12 protein-coding genes are annotated in these 16,374 nt (G+C 66.2%); 6 read left to right on the top strand and 6 right to left on the bottom strand.

The window, feature by feature from the left end; genetic code table 11:
* Positions 1 to 2 precede the first annotated feature (2 nt).
* A complete protein-coding gene (locus tag AC5Y5Z_RS17630; protein ID WP_499926582.1) occupies positions 3 to 1,643 on the top strand; it encodes an ABC transporter family substrate-binding protein in 1,641 nt (546 codons plus the stop codon).
* Here the strand turns inward: AC5Y5Z_RS17630 and AC5Y5Z_RS17625 are convergent.
* The 4 genes from AC5Y5Z_RS17625 to AC5Y5Z_RS17610 form a co-directional block, all read right to left on the bottom strand.
* Entirely contained in the window at positions 1,633 to 2,262 is a 630-nt protein-coding gene (locus AC5Y5Z_RS17625; protein WP_463826659.1) for a class I SAM-dependent methyltransferase, read from the bottom strand. The two genes, AC5Y5Z_RS17630 and AC5Y5Z_RS17625, sit on opposite strands and share 11 nt — an antisense overlap.
* Before the next feature lie 27 nt (positions 2,263 to 2,289).
* Entirely contained in the window at positions 2,290 to 3,876 is a 1,587-nt protein-coding gene (locus AC5Y5Z_RS17620) for a GMC family oxidoreductase (protein ID WP_499926579.1), read from the bottom strand.
* A 210-nt stretch (positions 3,877 to 4,086) separates the two neighbouring features.
* Positions 4,087 to 6,708, bottom strand: coding sequence for an AAA family ATPase (locus AC5Y5Z_RS17615; RefSeq protein WP_499926577.1), 2,622 nt, complete (start codon positions 6,706 to 6,708; stop codon positions 4,087 to 4,089).
* Positions 6,705 to 7,856, bottom strand: coding sequence for a metallophosphoesterase family protein (locus AC5Y5Z_RS17610; RefSeq protein ID WP_463826661.1), 1,152 nt, complete (start codon positions 7,854 to 7,856; stop codon positions 6,705 to 6,707). The genes AC5Y5Z_RS17615 and AC5Y5Z_RS17610 overlap by 4 nt, the downstream gene beginning before the upstream one ends.
* A 217-nt stretch (positions 7,857 to 8,073) precedes the next feature.
* Here AC5Y5Z_RS17610 and AC5Y5Z_RS17605 point away from each other — a divergent pair, with 217 nt between their 5' ends.
* Both AC5Y5Z_RS17605 and AC5Y5Z_RS17600 read left to right on the top strand, forming a co-directional pair.
* Positions 8,074 to 9,435 carry an HNH endonuclease signature motif containing protein gene (locus tag AC5Y5Z_RS17605; RefSeq protein WP_499926575.1) on the top strand — a complete coding sequence of 454 codons (1,362 nt, stop codon included), beginning with the start codon at positions 8,074 to 8,076 and terminating at the stop codon, positions 9,433 to 9,435.
* A 34-nt stretch (positions 9,436 to 9,469) separates the two neighbouring features.
* A complete protein-coding gene (locus tag AC5Y5Z_RS17600) occupies positions 9,470 to 9,976 on the top strand; it encodes a SixA phosphatase family protein (RefSeq protein WP_499926573.1) in 507 nt (168 codons plus the stop codon).
* Here the strand turns inward: AC5Y5Z_RS17600 and AC5Y5Z_RS17595 are convergent.
* Positions 9,973 to 10,515 carry a DUF3558 domain-containing protein gene (locus tag AC5Y5Z_RS17595; RefSeq protein ID WP_463826810.1) on the bottom strand — a complete coding sequence of 181 codons (543 nt, stop codon included), beginning with the start codon at positions 10,513 to 10,515 and terminating at the stop codon, positions 9,973 to 9,975. The two genes, AC5Y5Z_RS17600 and AC5Y5Z_RS17595, sit on opposite strands and share 4 nt — an antisense overlap.
* Complete coding sequence (locus AC5Y5Z_RS17590; RefSeq protein WP_499926733.1) at positions 10,512 to 11,030, bottom strand: DUF3558 domain-containing protein; 519 nt, start codon at positions 11,028 to 11,030, stop codon at positions 10,512 to 10,514. Before AC5Y5Z_RS17590 ends, AC5Y5Z_RS17595 begins: the two co-directional genes overlap by 4 nt.
* A gap of 184 nt (positions 11,031 to 11,214) precedes the next feature.
* Between AC5Y5Z_RS17590 and AC5Y5Z_RS17585 the strand changes: the two genes are divergently transcribed.
* The 3 genes from AC5Y5Z_RS17585 to embR all read left to right on the top strand — a co-directional run bounded on the left by AC5Y5Z_RS17585 (position 11,215) and on the right by embR (position 16,113).
* Positions 11,215 to 12,954, top strand: a complete 1,740-nt coding sequence (locus AC5Y5Z_RS17585) for an ABC transporter ATP-binding protein (protein WP_499926572.1) — start codon at positions 11,215 to 11,217, stop codon at positions 12,952 to 12,954.
* Positions 12,951 to 14,852 (top strand): ABC transporter ATP-binding protein, encoded by a 1,902-nt coding sequence (locus AC5Y5Z_RS17580; protein ID WP_499926571.1) that lies wholly within the window; start codon positions 12,951 to 12,953, stop codon positions 14,850 to 14,852. Before AC5Y5Z_RS17585 ends, AC5Y5Z_RS17580 begins: the two co-directional genes overlap by 4 nt.
* Before the next feature lie 100 nt (positions 14,853 to 14,952).
* Positions 14,953 to 16,113 carry an ATPase/transcriptional regulator EmbR gene (embR, locus tag AC5Y5Z_RS17575; RefSeq protein WP_463826666.1) on the top strand — a complete coding sequence of 387 codons (1,161 nt, stop codon included), beginning with the start codon at positions 14,953 to 14,955 and terminating at the stop codon, positions 16,111 to 16,113.
* Positions 16,114 to 16,374 lie beyond the last annotated feature (261 nt).

The raw sequence follows: 16,374 nt of genomic DNA, 5'->3' as shown, positions 1-16,374 counted from the left end.
GAATGGCGGCTGTTTTGCTGGTCGGGGCACTGTTGGTGTCCGGATGTGCGGCCGGTGCCTCGACCACCGCCGAAAGAGGCGTTGCGGTCGGAGCGAGCAGCGAACTCAACCCGCAGGATCCCGCGACGCTGCGCGAGGGCGGCAACCTACGTCTGGGGCTCAGCGACCTGCCGGCCAACTTCAACGTGCTGCACATCGACGGCAACAGCGCCGAAACCGCAAACATGCTCAAGGCCACCCTGCCGAGCGCGTTCCGGATCGGCGCCGACGGCTCGACGACGGTCAATACGGACTACTTCACCAGCGTCGAACTGACCGGCACCAACCCGCAGGTGGTCACCTACACGATCAACCCCAAAGCGGTGTGGTCCGACGGCACACCGATCACCTGGCAGGACATCGCCAGTCAGATTCACGCCACCAGTGGAGCCGACAAAGCGTTCGAGATCGCCTCGACCGGTGGGGCCGAGCGTGTCGCCTCGGTGACCCGCGGGGTCAACGATCGCCAGGCGGTCATGACCTTTGCGAAGCCGTACGCCGAGTGGAAAGGCATGTTCGCCGGCAATGGCATGCTGCTGCCGGCCAGTGTGACCGCCACCCCGGAGGCGTTCAACACGGGATGGCTCGATGCGCCCGGCGCGTCCGCAGGCCCGTTCATCCTGTCCACATTGGACCGGGCCAAGCAGCGAATCACCTTGACCCGCAACCCCAAATGGTGGGGCAAGCGTCCGCGTCTGGACTCGATCACCTATTTGGTCCTGGACACTGCCGCGGCGCTGCCGGCGCTGCAGAACAATGCGATCGACGCGACCGGGGTCGGGACACTTGACCAACTGATCATTGCCGAGCACACCAAGGGGATAGCGATCCGGCGCGCGCCCGGACCGAGCTGGACCCACTTCACCATGAACGGCTCGAAGGGCTCGATGCTCCACGATCCCGGCGTACGTCTGGCCGTATGCAAGGGCATAGATCGGCAGACCATCGCCAAGGTGGCATTGAACGGGTTGACCGGTGCCCCGGTACCTCTGAACAACCATATTTTCGTGGCAGGGCAAGAGGGTTATCAAGACAACAGCATCCCTTACGATCCCGCACAGGCGAAGCGGGAACTCGACGCGCAGGGATGGTCGCTCAACGGCGAGTTCCGGGAAAAGGGCGGCCGCCAACTGGTGGTCCGGTTGTTGTACTACGACTCACCGAGCGCCAAGGTCTTCACCCAAGTCGCCCAGCACAGCCTCGCCGAGATCGGCGTGAAGTTGCAGCTTCAGGCGCGCTCCGGCAGCAGATTCTTCAGCGACTACGTCAACGTCGGGGACTTCGACATCGCCCTGTTCGGTTGGCAGGGCGATGCGTTCCCGTTGTCCGGGCTGACCCAGATTTACGCCTCCCACGGGGAAAGCAACTTCGGCAAGATCGGCAGTCCGCAGATCGACGACGTGATCGAGCAGACGCTGGCCGAACTCGATCCGGGAAAGGCGCGCGCACTGGCCAACGAAGTCGACCGGCTCATCTGGCAAGAAGGTTTCAGCCTGCCGCTGATTCAATCCGTCGGCACCGTGGCGGCCCGCAGCGATCTGGCCAACTTCGGCGCTCGCGGGTTGGCCGACCTGGACTACACCGCGATCGGCTTCATGCGCTGACCGGCGCCGGGTGACTGGGCCGAAGGACCGCGACCAGAAAGTCGGAGTCGCCGTCCTGGAACGGGCGGAGATCCCACGTGGACAGCAGCAGTTCGGAGGCCAACCCGCCGGCTGCCGCGTCGTCGAAGAAATCGGTGAACTCATAGCCGCGACCGGCACCGAAGCCGACCACCAATCGGCCGTCGCCGGCCAGGTGGGCGCGCAGCCGGCGCAGCACCTGGGCGCGGGTGCTGGGGGCCAGGAACGCCATCACGTTGCCCGCCGACACGATCACGTCGAACGGCTCGGCGATGCCTTGCGCGGGCAGGTCGAGCTCGGCGAGGTCGCCGACGATCCAGCGCGGGCCGGGATGGTCTTGCTCAGCCGCTTCGATGAGCACCGGGTCGGCGTCGACACCGACGACGTGGTGGCCGAGCGTGGCCAGGTGACCACCCAACCGGCCGGGACCGCACCCGGCGTCGAGAATGTGGGCGGCCCGGGGCGCCATCGCATCCACCAGGCGCGCTTCGCCGTGCAGATCCTCGCCGGCGCGCGCCAGGGAGCGGAAACGTTCGACATACCAATGTGAATGCCCCGGATCGGCTGCGACCTTTTGCATCCACAGGCTCTGCTCGACCATGGATGCATTGTCGCAAGGGCGGTCTGCTCAGCCGCGAATGAGGTCCGCGGCCTTCTCCCCGATCAGCACCGACGGCGCGTGCGTATGGCCACGGATCGTGCTGGGCATCACCGATGCGTCGGCGACACGCAGCCCTTCGACGCCGCGGACCCGCAGCTGGGGATCTACCACACTGGACTCGTCCCGGCCCATTCGGCAGGTGCCCATCGGGTGGTACAGGGTGTGCGAGCACTGGTTCAGGGCCAGCGCGAAGGTGGCTTCGTCGAGCTCGGTGCAACTGCGCGGGCGCACCACAGCGCCGAGCACGTCGCGCAGCGACGGCGCCTGGGCGATCTCGGCGCACATCCGTAGCCCCGCCAGCATCGCGGCGCGGTCGGCGCCGGCGGGGTCGGTGAGGTAGCGGGGGTCGATGACAGGCTTGTCGTGCGGGTCGGCGGAGCGCAATGTGATCTGCCCCCGGCTCTGCGGGGCCACCAGGATGGGGCCGAACACCACCCCGTGCCCGGCCGCGGGTTGCAGCGCCTCGTCGTAGAAGGGCGCCGGTGCGAAGATCAGCTCCAGGTCGGGCAACTCGAGGTCGGGCCGGCTGCGGACGAATCCGTAGGCCTCGCCGACGTTGGAGGTGAGCATGCCGCGCCGCCGCAGCAGGTAATTGATCAGCTGCTTGGGTTTTTCGGCGGCGAACAACGTGTCGTCGTTGACGTCGAAACCCATGGGTGCCACCAGATGGTCGATCAGGTTCTGGCCGACCTGCGGGGCGTGGTGGACGGTTTCGATGCCGTGCTCGGCGAGTTGGTCGCGGTCGCCGATGCCGGACAGCATGAGCAGTTGCGGGCTGTTGACGGCACCGCCGCAAAGCAGCACCTCCTTACGGGCGTGCACCACGGAGGTGTGGTCACCGCGCTGGAACTCGACACCCACCGCCCGGGTGCCGTCGAAGACGATCCGCGTCGCCGTGGCTTCGGTGATGAGGGTGAGATTCTTGCGGCTCATCGCCGGCGTCAGGTAAGCGTCGGCGGTGCTGCACCGGGCGCCGCGGCGCTGCGTCACAACTGTTTCGCAGAAACCTTCCGGTGCAATGGAATTCGGCCGTGCGGCCGGGTATCCGCATTCACGGGCCGCGGCCAGCCAGGCTGCGGTCAGCGGGCGCGGGCTGCGTTGGCGGGAGATGTGCAACGGGCCGGTGACCCCGCTGTCGTCACCGCTGACGAAGTGCCAGGCCGCAGTGACATTCTCGATGCGGCGGTAGTACTCGAGGATTTCCGCAGCAGACCAGTGCGAGTCGGCCAACCTGGCCCACTCGTCGTAATCCGCTCCGAATCCGCGCACCCACATCATGGCGTTCATCGACGAACTACCGCCGAGCACTTTGCCTCGGGGCCAATAGATTTGGCGTCCGTCGAGCTCGGGCTGCGGCTCGGTGAGGTAGTCCCAGTCGACCTCGGTCCGGAACAGCTTGGAGAAGGCCGCCGGTATGCCGATGAACCTGTTGGTGTTGCCGGGGCCGGCTTCCAGCGCCGCCACCTCGGTGCCCGGATCGGCGCTGAGCCTGTCGATCAGGACGGCACCGGCCGAGCCGGTGCCGATCACTACGTAGTCGCGCTGAATGTCCATCGCGTACCCCCGTTTTCGGCCCGTGGCGATCGCAAGCGCGGCGTGAGCCGGGCGCAGCGGGTCGCCACCATCAGCACAGGCGATCGCAAGCGCGGCGTGAGCCGGGCGCAGCGGGTCACCACCATCAGCACAGGCGATCGCAAGCGCGGCGTGGGCCGGGCGCAGCGGGTCGCCACCATGTGCTGAGTTTATGCCTACCGGCCCGCAGCACTAAGCACTGAGATCGATGCGGTGCGCGCCCGTGACACCGCTGTACCTCGTGGGACTGCACGTCAACACGATGACCTGCCCATGGGTTCCCAGCGCGTCGAACACCTGGCTCATCTTGGCCAGCCGATCCGGGTCGGTGAATCCCAGCGCGTCGTCGACGACGACAGGCACGGAATCCTCTTTGGCGACCAGGCCGGCGCCGGCCAGGCGCGCCAGAATGCCGAGTTGCTCCTTGGCCCCACCCGACAGCGACTCGTAAGGCACAGTGATGCCGTCCAGAGTGCGGTTCACGATGCATAGGTCGCTGTCGACGTCGACCTCGAAGGTCGGCCCAAAGACCGGGCGGCCAAGCCGTTGCAGTTCCTCGCGATACGGCTCGACATAACGCAGGCGGGTGTTGTCGCGATGGCGCGCCATTACCGAACGCAGCAATTGCGCAGCTCGGGCACGGTCACCGACCCGGGCATGCTGGCTGGTGGCATGCACGAGTTCGGTCTCCGCGGCGTCGAGCCGACCCTTCCGCCCCTCGCTGCGCAACACCGCAAGTTCGACGCTGATCTCTCTCAGCGCGGCAGCGGCGTCGGCGTGGCACTCCCCTAATAGTCGCGATGCCTCCGCTGCCTCGGCCAGTTCGGCGGCGATGGTCTCGGGCGCCTCGGCGGCCAGCGCCTGAGCGAGTTCACTCACGCGTAGCTCGGCGGCCCGCGCCGTGTGCCGGGCATCTTCGTATTCGGATGCGACGGCCTCGTCAATGGCAGACGCCCGCTCGCCCGCCAGCCGGGCGACAACTGCTTCGAGTTCGCCGCGTTGCGTCGCCGCGTCCTTCTGCAGAACCGTTGCCCGGGTGACTGTCTCGGCATATCGGCGGGTGGCAGCTACGGCGGCGCTGCGGCGGGCTTCACAGTCGACCTGTGCGGCCGCGCGGGCGGTCTCAGCCGCGTCGCGTTCGGCTCGGGCGGTGGCGGCATCTGTTTCGAACAGATCGGGTTCTGCCGGTTGACCGGCTTGCAGCTGCGCCAGCCTGGCTCGAAGACCTTCGGGTGACTCGTCGTCACACAATCCGGTCAGTGTCGCTGTCAACCGGTCGCGGTTGTTGTGCAATTCACGACGCCTCAGGTCGAGCGAGCGTGCCGCTGCCACGTCCGCGACTCCGACGACACGCAATGCGTCGGCTAATTCTTGTTGTGCTGCAACATGTTCAGCGTGAATGTCGAGTGCGGTCGCGCCCGGAGTGATACGCGCCGCCAACACGCCCGGGACGGTGACATCGGTGGGACCGGTAGCCGTGATCGACCAACTCTGACCCGACGACAGCGTGACCCGTTGGCCGGCAACATCAAACTCGATGTCAGACAGAGCAGTGAACTGCACCGCCGACGAGAGCAACTCCAACCGCCCGCCGATGCGATCGACGGCCGCCGCCGCGGTTTCAATGCGGCGCAGCAACTCCTCGGTCAGCAGGATTGCCGACAACTCGTCGCTGATGCCCTCGATGGCGCGCTGGGCGTCGTCGATCTTGGCAAGCCGCGCGCGTAACCGGTCGGCTTCTTCACGGTCGGCGATGCGGTCAAGATCGCGCTGCGCGGATTCAGCACGGTGCTGCGCCGCCGCCAGTGCCTGAACTGCATTTTCGGCGGCGGCCTCATGCGCCGCAGCCGTGGTGGCCGCCACCGCCTGCTCAGCAGCGGCTTCCTGCGACTCGGCATCGATGCCGGCGATAGCCTTTGTGCGACTGTCTATCTCGGCGACCAGCGCCAGCCGCCCGTTGTGAGCGTCACGGGCACGTGCGCTGGTGGCCACCGCGGCAGCGGCGACCAGCTTGGCTTCCTTGACCTGTTCGGTGAGCGCGGCGACGCGGCGGGCAGCAGCCTCCGCTGCAGCCAAACGGGGCGCAGCGGCAGCGCATTCCTGCGACAAACTGGAAACCTGCCGGGTCAGGTCGGCGTGACGCCGCACCCGATCATCGACCTCAGTCATGGCCTTCACGCACTCGTCCATGCTGTCGCGCGCGGCTGCCAGCCGAGACATCGCGGCGGCCCACTCACCGGTCGGCCGACCGGTGGGGGTGAAGTATCGCGCGTACTCGGCATCGATGCGCTCGACAAGCAGCGGTTCGGTGCCGGACACCATCGCGTTGTCACCGGCAGCAACATCCAGCGCCCGCGCCAGCGCATCGCATCCCGACAGCTTCACCGCTGCCGTGGATGCCGCTTGCAGAACTCTTTGGGCACGCCACAACTCGGTATCGACCGTCTCGGCAAGTATCTTCCGGACGCGGTCGTGCGCTTCATCGCCGGTCAGTTGTTCGCGGCGCGGCGCCAACACCGTCAGCTCCGTCTCGGGCCGTTTGTGGAATCGTTTCCGATAGACGAAACGATTAGGGCCACTGGTGATTTCCGCGGTTATCTCCGATCCGACGTCCGCGTTCGTCGGCTTGACCTGTTTGACGTCCTTCTTGGTCGAACGGTCCTTGGAATCCAACAACAGGTCCAACGCCTCGATCATCGACGACTTGCCGATTTCGTTGGCGCCGTGGACGATCACCACGCCCTGGTCAGGAAATTCGATCTCCCGATGCGAGACACCGCGATAGTTCGTCATGACAAGTCGATGCAACTTCATGCCGCACCCCGATCAGCCAGGCGCAATAGGAGTGCCAGCGCGGCCTGAGCGTCGCCGGCGGTCGCCGAGTCTCCCGAACGGGCGGTCGCGACCAGTTCGTCGACCGCGGCGGCAGCAAACCCTCCGATACCCAGATCGGCAAATTCGCCGTCAGCGGGGACGACCGCTAGGTCAGTGTGACGCTCCCAGGGTTGCAGCCACGCGAACAAACGTGAGTATCGGTCCAGGCAGAGGTCGAGATTCGCGCGGTCAGTGACGGTCAACGAACCGGTGAGCGCCACGCGCACCACGGTGCGCTCCTTATCGGTCATCAGGTCCAGATTCATGTCCAGATCAGCGATGTCACGGCTGTTGTCGACCTGGTTGTGCAACGTGATGAATCGCCACCGGCCGACGCGGCGGGCCTCGACGTTGACAGGGCGTCGCGTGTCGTCTTCATCAATGTCAACGACCAGCACATGACCCGGGTCGGACTCGACGTCGTCGTAATTGGTGACTTCCGGTGACCCCGAGTACCAGACTCGACCGCTGTCTCCGACCTTGGTGAGCGAATGCTTATCGCCAAGGGCGACATAGTGAATCATGCCGTCGGACACTGCTTGCTCGACGTTGGCGAGTCGAATGAGAGCCGCCTTTTCGCGGTCGGGATCGAGCACGTCCACACCGCCGTGCGCGACCAGCACACGGGTGACATCGCCCGGGGACAGTCCGCCGAGTACCTCAGCGACCAGATCGGTAGTCGGTACTTTCGACCGCCACGGCGCCGCCACGATTTCAAGACCCGGCCGTACTTGGTGAATGCCGGCCCGGTCGAGCACCACTACGTTGTCTGGGCACTCGGCGGTGAACAATGCGCCGGTGTAGACAGACGAAGCATCCAATGGGTCGTGGTTTCCCGGCAGCAGAAAAACCGGAATTCCGATGGCGCGCATCGCTTCCAAGGACTGGCCGATGACTTGCGGAGCGAGCTGATTGTGCTCGAAGACGTCACCCGCTACGACGACGAACTCCGCGCCCACTTCGGCAGCAAGGGCGCCGAGGCCCGCCACCGCGTCGCGGCGCGCCGCCGAGTAGCGCGGTTGGGCGTCGCCGGCAAGGAAGTGCCGGGTCATGCCCAACTGCCAGTCGGCGGTGTGCAGGAAACGCATGTCGGGAACCCCCTTCCGAAAGTGTGATTTTCAAGGCACCGCGAGTGTATGGCCGGGGACCGACAAGTCCGGGGACGCAGATCGGCAGTTCTATTCAAAACCCCACAACGACTCGCAGCGCCGAGCCCGTTGACCTCAGTTATCCACAGTCGAGCGCCTATCCACAGATCCGTCCGCGGCACCGGATCATGTCAGCCCGAAGGCATAGAATTCGAACATGCTTTCGAGTACCCGGGATGAGATCGTGGCGGTCTTCGACGCGCTCGATGCTGGGTTGGATCGGTTGTGTGGGTTGTCGTTTGAGGTGTTGACCACCCCGGAGCGGTTGCGGGCCTTGCAGCGACTGGAACAGATGGCGCGCCGGTTACGGGTCCCGCAGCACCCGTTGATCAATCAGCTCGGCGCCCAGGCCGACAAAACCGAGTTGGGGGGCACGTTGTGTGAGGCGCTGGCCACCGGGTTGGGCATCACCAAACCCTGCGCCGGGCGCCGCATCGCCGAGGCCGCGGATCTGGGTCCGCGTCGGGCGTTGACCGGGCAACCGTTGGAGCCGGTGCTGAGCGCGACCGCGGCCGGCCAGCGCGCCGGGCGCATCGGCGACGGGCAGATCGCGGTGATCCGTGACTTCTTCAAACATCTGCCCGCGGCGGTCGATGTGTTGACCCGCGAGGCCGCCGAAGCCGACCTGGCCGACAAAGCCGCCTGGCAGCGCCCCGATGAGCTGGCCGGCTACGCCCAGCACATGATGAACTGCCTGCATCCTGACGGGGACTTCTCCGAGGAGGAACGCACCCGATCGCGCGGGATCACCCTGGGTGCCCAGCAGCGGGACGGCATGTCCACGATCAGCGGGCTGATCACCCCCGAGCTGCGGGCGGCGATCGAGGCACTGTGGGCGAAACTGGCCGCCCCGGGCATGGCCAACCCCGCCGACGACGCCCCGGTCATCGACGGTGAACCCGACTCCGAGGTCGCCGGTGGGGATCGGCGCAGCACCTGCCAGCGTCAGCACGACGCGACGCTGGCCGCCCTGCGCGCGTTGTTCGCCTCCGGGGACCTGGGCACCCACCGCGGGCTGCCGGTCACCATCATCGTCACCACCACCCTGCACGACCTCGAAGCTGGTAGCGGCACCGGCCGCACCAGCGGCGGCACAGTACTGCCGATCACCGATGTCATCCGCATGGCCAGCCACGCCCACCACTACCTGGCTCTATTCGACAGAGCCAAACCCCTGGCGCTGTACCACACCCAACGCCTGGCCTCACCGGCCCAACGCATCATGCTGCACGCCAAAGACCGCGGCTGCACCAAACCCGGCTGCAACGCCCCCGCCTACCACAGCGAAGTCCACCACATCACCGGCTGGACCAAAACCCAGCGCACCGACATCACCGACCTCACCCTGGCCTGCGGCACCCACAACCGCCTCGCCGAACACGGCTGGACCACCCGCACCAACACCCACGGCCACACCGAATGGCTCCCCCCACCCCACCAAGACCACGGCCAACCCCGAACCAACACCTACCACCACCCCGAAAAACTCCTCAACCCCGAACACGACGATGCACCGTAGCGCCGCCGGTGCCGCACTGGCTAACGTGTGTCCGATGGACGGACGGCGCCTCACCCTTGTGCTGATGCGGCACGCGAAATCCGACTACCCCAGCGGCGTGGCGGACCATGACCGACCGCTGGCGGCCCGGGGCGTCCGGGAGGCAGCGCTGGGTGGCGACTGGTTGCGCGCCAACGTTCCGCCGATCGAGACCGTGCTCTGTTCGACGGCCACGCGGGCGCGAGAAACGTTGCATCGCACCGGGATCGATGCTCCGGTCAGCTATGTCGCACAGCTTTACGGTGCCGTGCCCGGCACGGTGATAGCAGAACTCAACAAAGTCCAGGACGACGTCACCACTGCGTTGGTCGTCGGACACGAACCGACGATCTCCTCGGTGGCGCTCATCCTCGCCGATCAGGAAACATCCAATGTCGATGCCGCGGAGAGCATTTCGGCAAAGTACCCGACGTCGGGCATTGCTGTCCTGCACGTGCCCGGGTGCTGGGCAGGCCTCGAACCGGGCGGCGCTGCGTTAGTCGATTTCCACGTCCCGCGTTAGGCGTTGGTGGCCAGCGTCAGTTCCATCAACTTGAGCGCCTGTCCGCAGGCATCGATCCCCGGCGCCTGTGGATTCACCCACCAGCCGACAACGCCCGCGGCGTCACTGGCGACACCGCATGCGCCGTTCGGATCGTTCGGCCGCATCACGATGGATTCGATGCCCTGGATCGAACGGTTCTCGATCTGGTATTTCAGCCCCTCGGCAACCTTGCGCTCGTTGCTCAGACTGCCCTGTTCGAACCAGAACCGGGTGATGTCGATCAAGCCGGCCGGATTGGCGGCCTGCCACCGGCAGATCGCGCCGACGAACGTGCTCTGGATGTCGAGCGGATCGGCACCGACCGTCTTGGCCAGGATGTCGGTGGTCAGAACCTCACATTCCTTGAGCAGGTTCGGGTACTGCTTTTCGGAATTGTCGTTGCGCGGCACACCGCCGCCGCCTGCCTTCACCGCCGTACCACCCACCGACCGGGAACAACCGGTCAGCACCATCAGCACGGCAACCAATGCCGCAACGCACCGCATCGACCTACTCATTTCGAATTCGCAATCGATTGCCGGGCCAGTTCCTTGGCGATATCGCACGGCGGCGGAAAAGGCTTCTGGCTGAAGCTCACCGACCATTCGATGAAGTCGTCCTGGAACTGGATGCCCACCTCACACAGCGAGTCGCCCAGGGTGGGCTCGTTGCCGACAGCGATGAACCCGCCATGACCGTTGATGTTGATGTCCTCGACACTCGCGCGGGAGAGTTCCTCGGTCTTGCGCTCACGTCCGATCGGGCTGCCGCGATACCAGGAGAAGGAAAAGTGCGGACCTGAGATGCCGCCGCCGGCCAGCCACTGGCATCCCACGGAATTCTTCGCGGTGTTGATCAGGCCGCCGATCTTGGTCAGTTGCGTCACCGTTTCGTCGGTCACGCCGCCGCACTGCGGAAAGAAAGGCCCGTGCTTGCCGTCGGCAGACCCCGATGTCGACGAAACCGTCCCGCCCGGTTTGTTGTCGTTGGAACCACCACAGGCGGCCACACCCAGGATCAACGCCAGCACCATCACGACCCGCGTCGCCAGATTACGCCGCACGACTACCTATCCGTTTCTCAAGCTCCTGCCGTTCCACACGATGCACTGTAGCGGCACCCCCGCAGGTCGAGCACCGACACGCCACCTGATCAGGCACTTTGGTCATACTCCCGACGGCGGGACTCGCATGCTGCCGGTGTGCGACAGTTACCCCATGCTCCTGGCCTTGCTGCGCCAGTACATCCGGCCGTACCACCGGCCGGTCGCGGCGTTGATGTTGCTGCAGTCGATCAGCACCATGGCCTCGCTGTACCTGCCCACCGTCAACGCCGCGATCATCGACGACGGTGTCGCCAGAGGCGATACGGCCACCATCGCCCGGCTGGGCATGCTGATGCTGATGGTGACCGGCCTGCAGGCACTCTGCGCGGTGGGGGCGACATACTTCGGCTCCCGCACCGGCACGGGTTTCGGTCGTGACCTGCGGGCGGCGATGTTCGACCACATCATCACCTTCTCCGAGCACGAGACGGCCCGATTCGGCGCAGCGACGTTGCTGACCCGCAGCACCAACGACGTCAGGCAGATCGTGTTCCTGGTGCAGACGACCGCCACCGTGCTGGTCACCGCACCGATCATGTGCGTCGGCGGCGTCGTCATGGCCATCCATCAGGAGGCCGCGCTGACCTGGCTGCTGCTGATCAGTGTCCCCGTCATGGCGGTGGCCAATTACTGGATCATCGGTCACATGCTGCCGCTGTTCCGCAGCATGCAGCGGTTGATCGACGGCATCAACAGGGTGTTGCGCGACCAGCTCTCCGGCGTGCGGGTGGTGCGGGCGTTCACCCGCGAAGACTTCGAGCGGGGCCGGTTCGAGCGGGCCAACACGGCGCTGTCGGGCGCCGCGCTCGAAGCCGGCAACTGGCAGGCGCTGATGCTGCCGGTCACCACGTTGACGATCAACCTGTCCAGTGTGGCGCTGATCTGGTTCGGCGGCTGGCGCATCGACCAGGGACAGATGCAGGTGGGGTCGCTCATTGCCTTCCTGTCCTACTTCGCTCAGATCCTGATGGCCGTCCTGATGGCGACCATGACGCTGGTCGTGTTGCCGCGTGCTTCGGTGTGCGCCGAGCGCATCACCGAGGTGCTGTCCACCACCGCGGCCGTCGCCAGCCCGGAGCATCCCGTCTTCCCACCACGGGGAATCACCGGCGTGGTGCGGCTGGACAACGTGACCTTCACCTACCCGGGTGCGGATTGCCCTGTGTTGCAGAACATCTCGTTGTCCGCCGAGCCGGGCACCAGCACCGCGATCGTGGGCAGTACCGGTTCGGGGAAGTCGACGCTGGTGTCGCTGATCTGCCGGCTCTACGACGTCACCACCGGCGCGGTCACTGTCGACGGCCTCGACGTCCGCGACTACCAAACCGAGCGGCTCTGGTCGGCGATCGGGCTGGTTCCCCAGCGCGGATATCTGTTCAGCGGCACGGTGGCCGACAACCTGCGCTACGGCGCGGCCGACGCGACCGACGAACAGATGTGGGAAGCGCTGCGTATCGCCGCCGCCGACGACTTCGTCCGTCCGCACGGGTTGCAGATGCGGGTGGCGCAGGGTGGGATCAACTTCTCCGGTGGCCAGCGCCAGCGCCTGGCGATCGCGCGTGCCGTCATCCGTCGCCCGGCCGTCTACCTGTTCGACGACGCGTTCTCCGCACTCGATGTGCACACCGAGGCAAAGGTGCGCAGCGCGCTGCTCGAAGAAGCGGGCAACGCCACCATTGTCATTGTCACGCAGCGGATTTCAACGGCATCTCGGGCCGGGCAGGTGATCGTCGTCGACAACGGCAGGATCGTCGGCGTCGGCAGCCACGATTCGCTGCTCACCGACTGTCCCACGTACGCCGAATTCGCCTCCTCCCAAGCGGTCAGCGCCGACGTGGGAGACCACCGGTGACGGCACCGATGAACGCCCGGCCCCGCGGCGCCGCGCCGGCACCACCCAACCTGCGCTCACGCGACTTCTGGGGATCGGCGGGGCGACTGGTCAGGCGACTAACTCCGCATCGCCGACTGAGCATCGCCGTCATCCTGCTGGGTGTGACCGGCACCGCCGTGGGCGTCGCGGTGCCGCGCATCCTCGGCCACGCCACCGACCTGCTGTTCAACGGTGTGATCGGACGGCACCTGCCGGCGGGCACCAGCAAGGCGCAGGCGATCGCCGCCGCGCGGGCCCGCGGCGACAACGCCTTCGCCGACCTGCTGTCCGGCATGAACGTGGTGCCCGGCCGCGGTGTGGACTTCGGTGCGGTAGCCCGCACGCTCGCGCTGGCGCTGATCTTGTATCTCATTGCCGCGGTGCTGATTTGGGGCCAGGCCCGGCTGCTCAACCGCACCGTGCAGCGGACCATCACCAGCCTGCGGGCCGACGTCGAGGACAAGCTGCACCGGCTGCCGCTGTCCTACTTCGACCGCCATCAGCGTGGCGAACTGCTCAGCCGCGTCACCAACGACATTGACAACATGCAGTCGTCGCTGTCGATGACGATCAGCCAGCTGGTCACGTCGCTGCTGACCGTGGTGGGCGTGCTGGCCATGATGGTGTGGATCTCGCCGCTGCTGGCCCTGGTGACCGTGCTCACCGTTCCCCTCTCGCTGTTGGCGACGCGGGCGATCACCCGTCGTTCGCGGCGCTTGTTCCTGGCGCACTGGACCAGCACCGGGCGGCTCAATGCTCATATTGAGGAGACCTACAGCGGATTCACCGTGGTCAAGACGTTCGGCCACCAGGCGGCAGCGCGCCAACAGTTCCGCCAGCTCAACGACGACGTCTATCAGGCCAGTTTCGGCGCTCAGTTCTGCTCCGGCCTGGTCGGGCCGGCGACCGGATTCATCGGCAACCTCGGCTACGTCGCGGTCGCGGTGCTCGGCGGCCTGCAGGTGGCCACTGGGCAGATCACCCTGGGCAGCATCCAGGCGTTCATCCAATACGTCCGCCAGTTCAACAATCCGATCGGCCAGGTCGCCGGCATGTACAACACCCTGCAGTCCGGGGTGGCCAGCGCCGAGCGGGTGTTCGATCTGCTCGACGAGCCCGAAGAGACCCGGGACCCCACCGCCCTGCCGGCACCCGTCGCGACCGGGCGGGTCGAGTTCGAGCACGTGAGTTTCGCTTACCAGCCCGGTCACCCGGTGATCCACGATCTGTCGCTGGTCGCCGAACCGGGCAGCACGGTGGCCATCGTCGGGCCGACCGGCGCCGGCAAGACCACTCTGGTGAACTTGCTGATGAGGTTCTACGACGTCGAATCCGGCCGGATTCTGCTCGATGGCGCGGACATCGCCGCGTTGGACAGGCACGCGCTGCGTTCGCGCATCGGCATGGTGTTGCAGGACACCTGGCTGTTCGACGGGACGATCGAGGAGAACATCGCCTACGGTCGTCCGGACGCGGGACCTGAGGAAGTTGTCGCGGCCGCCAAGGCGGCCTACGTCGACCGATTCGTGCACACCTTGCCCGCCGGCTACCAGACCCGGGTCAGCGGCGACGGCGGCAACCTCAGCGTCGGGGAGAAGCAGCTCATCACGATCGCGCGCGCGTTCCTGGCCCGACCGCAATTGTTGATCTTGGACGAGGCCACCAGCTCGGTGGACACCCGCACCGAGCTGCTGATCGCCCGCGCCACCCGTGAACTACGCCGGGCTCGTACGAGTTTCATTATCGCGCATCGTCTTTCGACGATCCGCGATGCCGACCGCATCATCGTCGTCGAAGCCGGCCGAGTCGTGGAACACGGCAGCCACGCCGAACTGCTCGCCCGTCGCGGCGCGTATTACGAGATGACGCGCGCCTGACGACCACCCGTCAGCCGGGGATGCGCGAACTTCGCACCGCGATACCCCACAATGACAGGACCACAATGAAACAATGCCCAAAGGCCACGGAGGACCCGGGATGGCTGGTAACGCGATGGTGGACACCCGTCTCGAGTTCGGTGTGCTCGGACCGTTGGAGATGAAGATCGACGGCGTGCTGGTGCCGTTGGGCACCCCGAAGCAGCGCGCGGTGCTCGCGACATTGGTCATCAACCGCAACAGGCCCGTCGGGGTCGACGCTCTGATCACGGCGCTGTGGGAGGAGTGGCCACCGTCAGGGGCGCGGGCAAGCATCCACTCCTATGTGTCCAATCTGCGCAAGCTGGTCGGCGGCGCGGGGGTCGACCCCCGGGTGGTGCTGGCCGCCGCCCCGCCGGGCTACCGGCTGACGATCCCCGAGAACACCTGCGATCTGGGCCGATTCATTGCCGAGAAGACCGCGGGTGTACATGCGGCAGCCGGCAGTAGGTTCGAAGAGGCAAGCCGTCACCTTTCGGCGGCACTGGGCGAATGGCGCGGGGCGGTGCTCGACGACCTGCGCGACTTCCAGTTCGTCGACTCCTTCGCCACTGCTCTGGTCGAGGACAAGATTCTGGCGCACACCGCCAAGGCTGAAGCCGAGATCGCCTGCGGACGGGCGTCCGGGGTGATCGCCGAACTGGAAGCGCTGACCACCGAGCACCCCTACCGGGAGCCGTTGTGGGCGCAGCTGATCACCGCCTACTACCTGACCGACCGTCAGTCCGACGCGTTGAATGCCTACCGGAGGGTCAAGACGACGCTCGCCGACGACCTGGGCATCGACCCGGGCCCCACGTTGCGCGCGCTCAACGACCGGATCCTGCGCCAGGAGTCCCTGGACACGAAGCAGAACGCCAAGGTCACTGCCGCGGCAACCGTGACCGCGCTCGGTCAGCGCACCGTGGCGGCTGGTCAGCGGGTCACCGCGTACCTGCACGACGTCGCCACCGGTCACGACTATCAATTGCGCTCCGCGGCAACCAGGATCGGCCGGTTGAGCGACAACGACATCGTGCTGGACAGCGCCAACGTCAGCCGCCACCACGCCGTCATCGTCGACACCGGCACCAACTTCATCATCAACGACCTGCGGTCGTCGAACGGTGTACATGTGCGGCACCAACGGATTCGAATCGCCGCGACGATCAACGACGGCGACCACATCCGGATCTGCGACCACGAGTTCACTTTCCGGATCGCCGCGAATACTCAGGCCTGAGTCGCGGCATCGATGAATGTCATTGTCGCACAATATCTTTTGCGGTCAGAACAGGCCGAACACCGACACCGGCGAAGCTGTCGGAGCCACCCGGTAGGGTCTGCAACGATCGCGCCGGCCGCCGGTTCGACAGATCCTGTGGTCGCCGTCGGGCAGGCACGTTAGCTGAGGGCTGTTGATAGGGTCGGCGGAATTCGGGTCGGTTGAGGAGGATTGACAATGAGCGAGCCAGCATCGCGGGTGGGGTCGACGTTCGGGCCC

The sequence above is a fragment of the Mycobacterium sp. NGS29 genome (assembly GCF_059812965.1).
The sequence above is the reverse complement of the archived record's forward strand: the minus strand, read 5'-3'. Positions and strand labels throughout refer to the sequence as shown.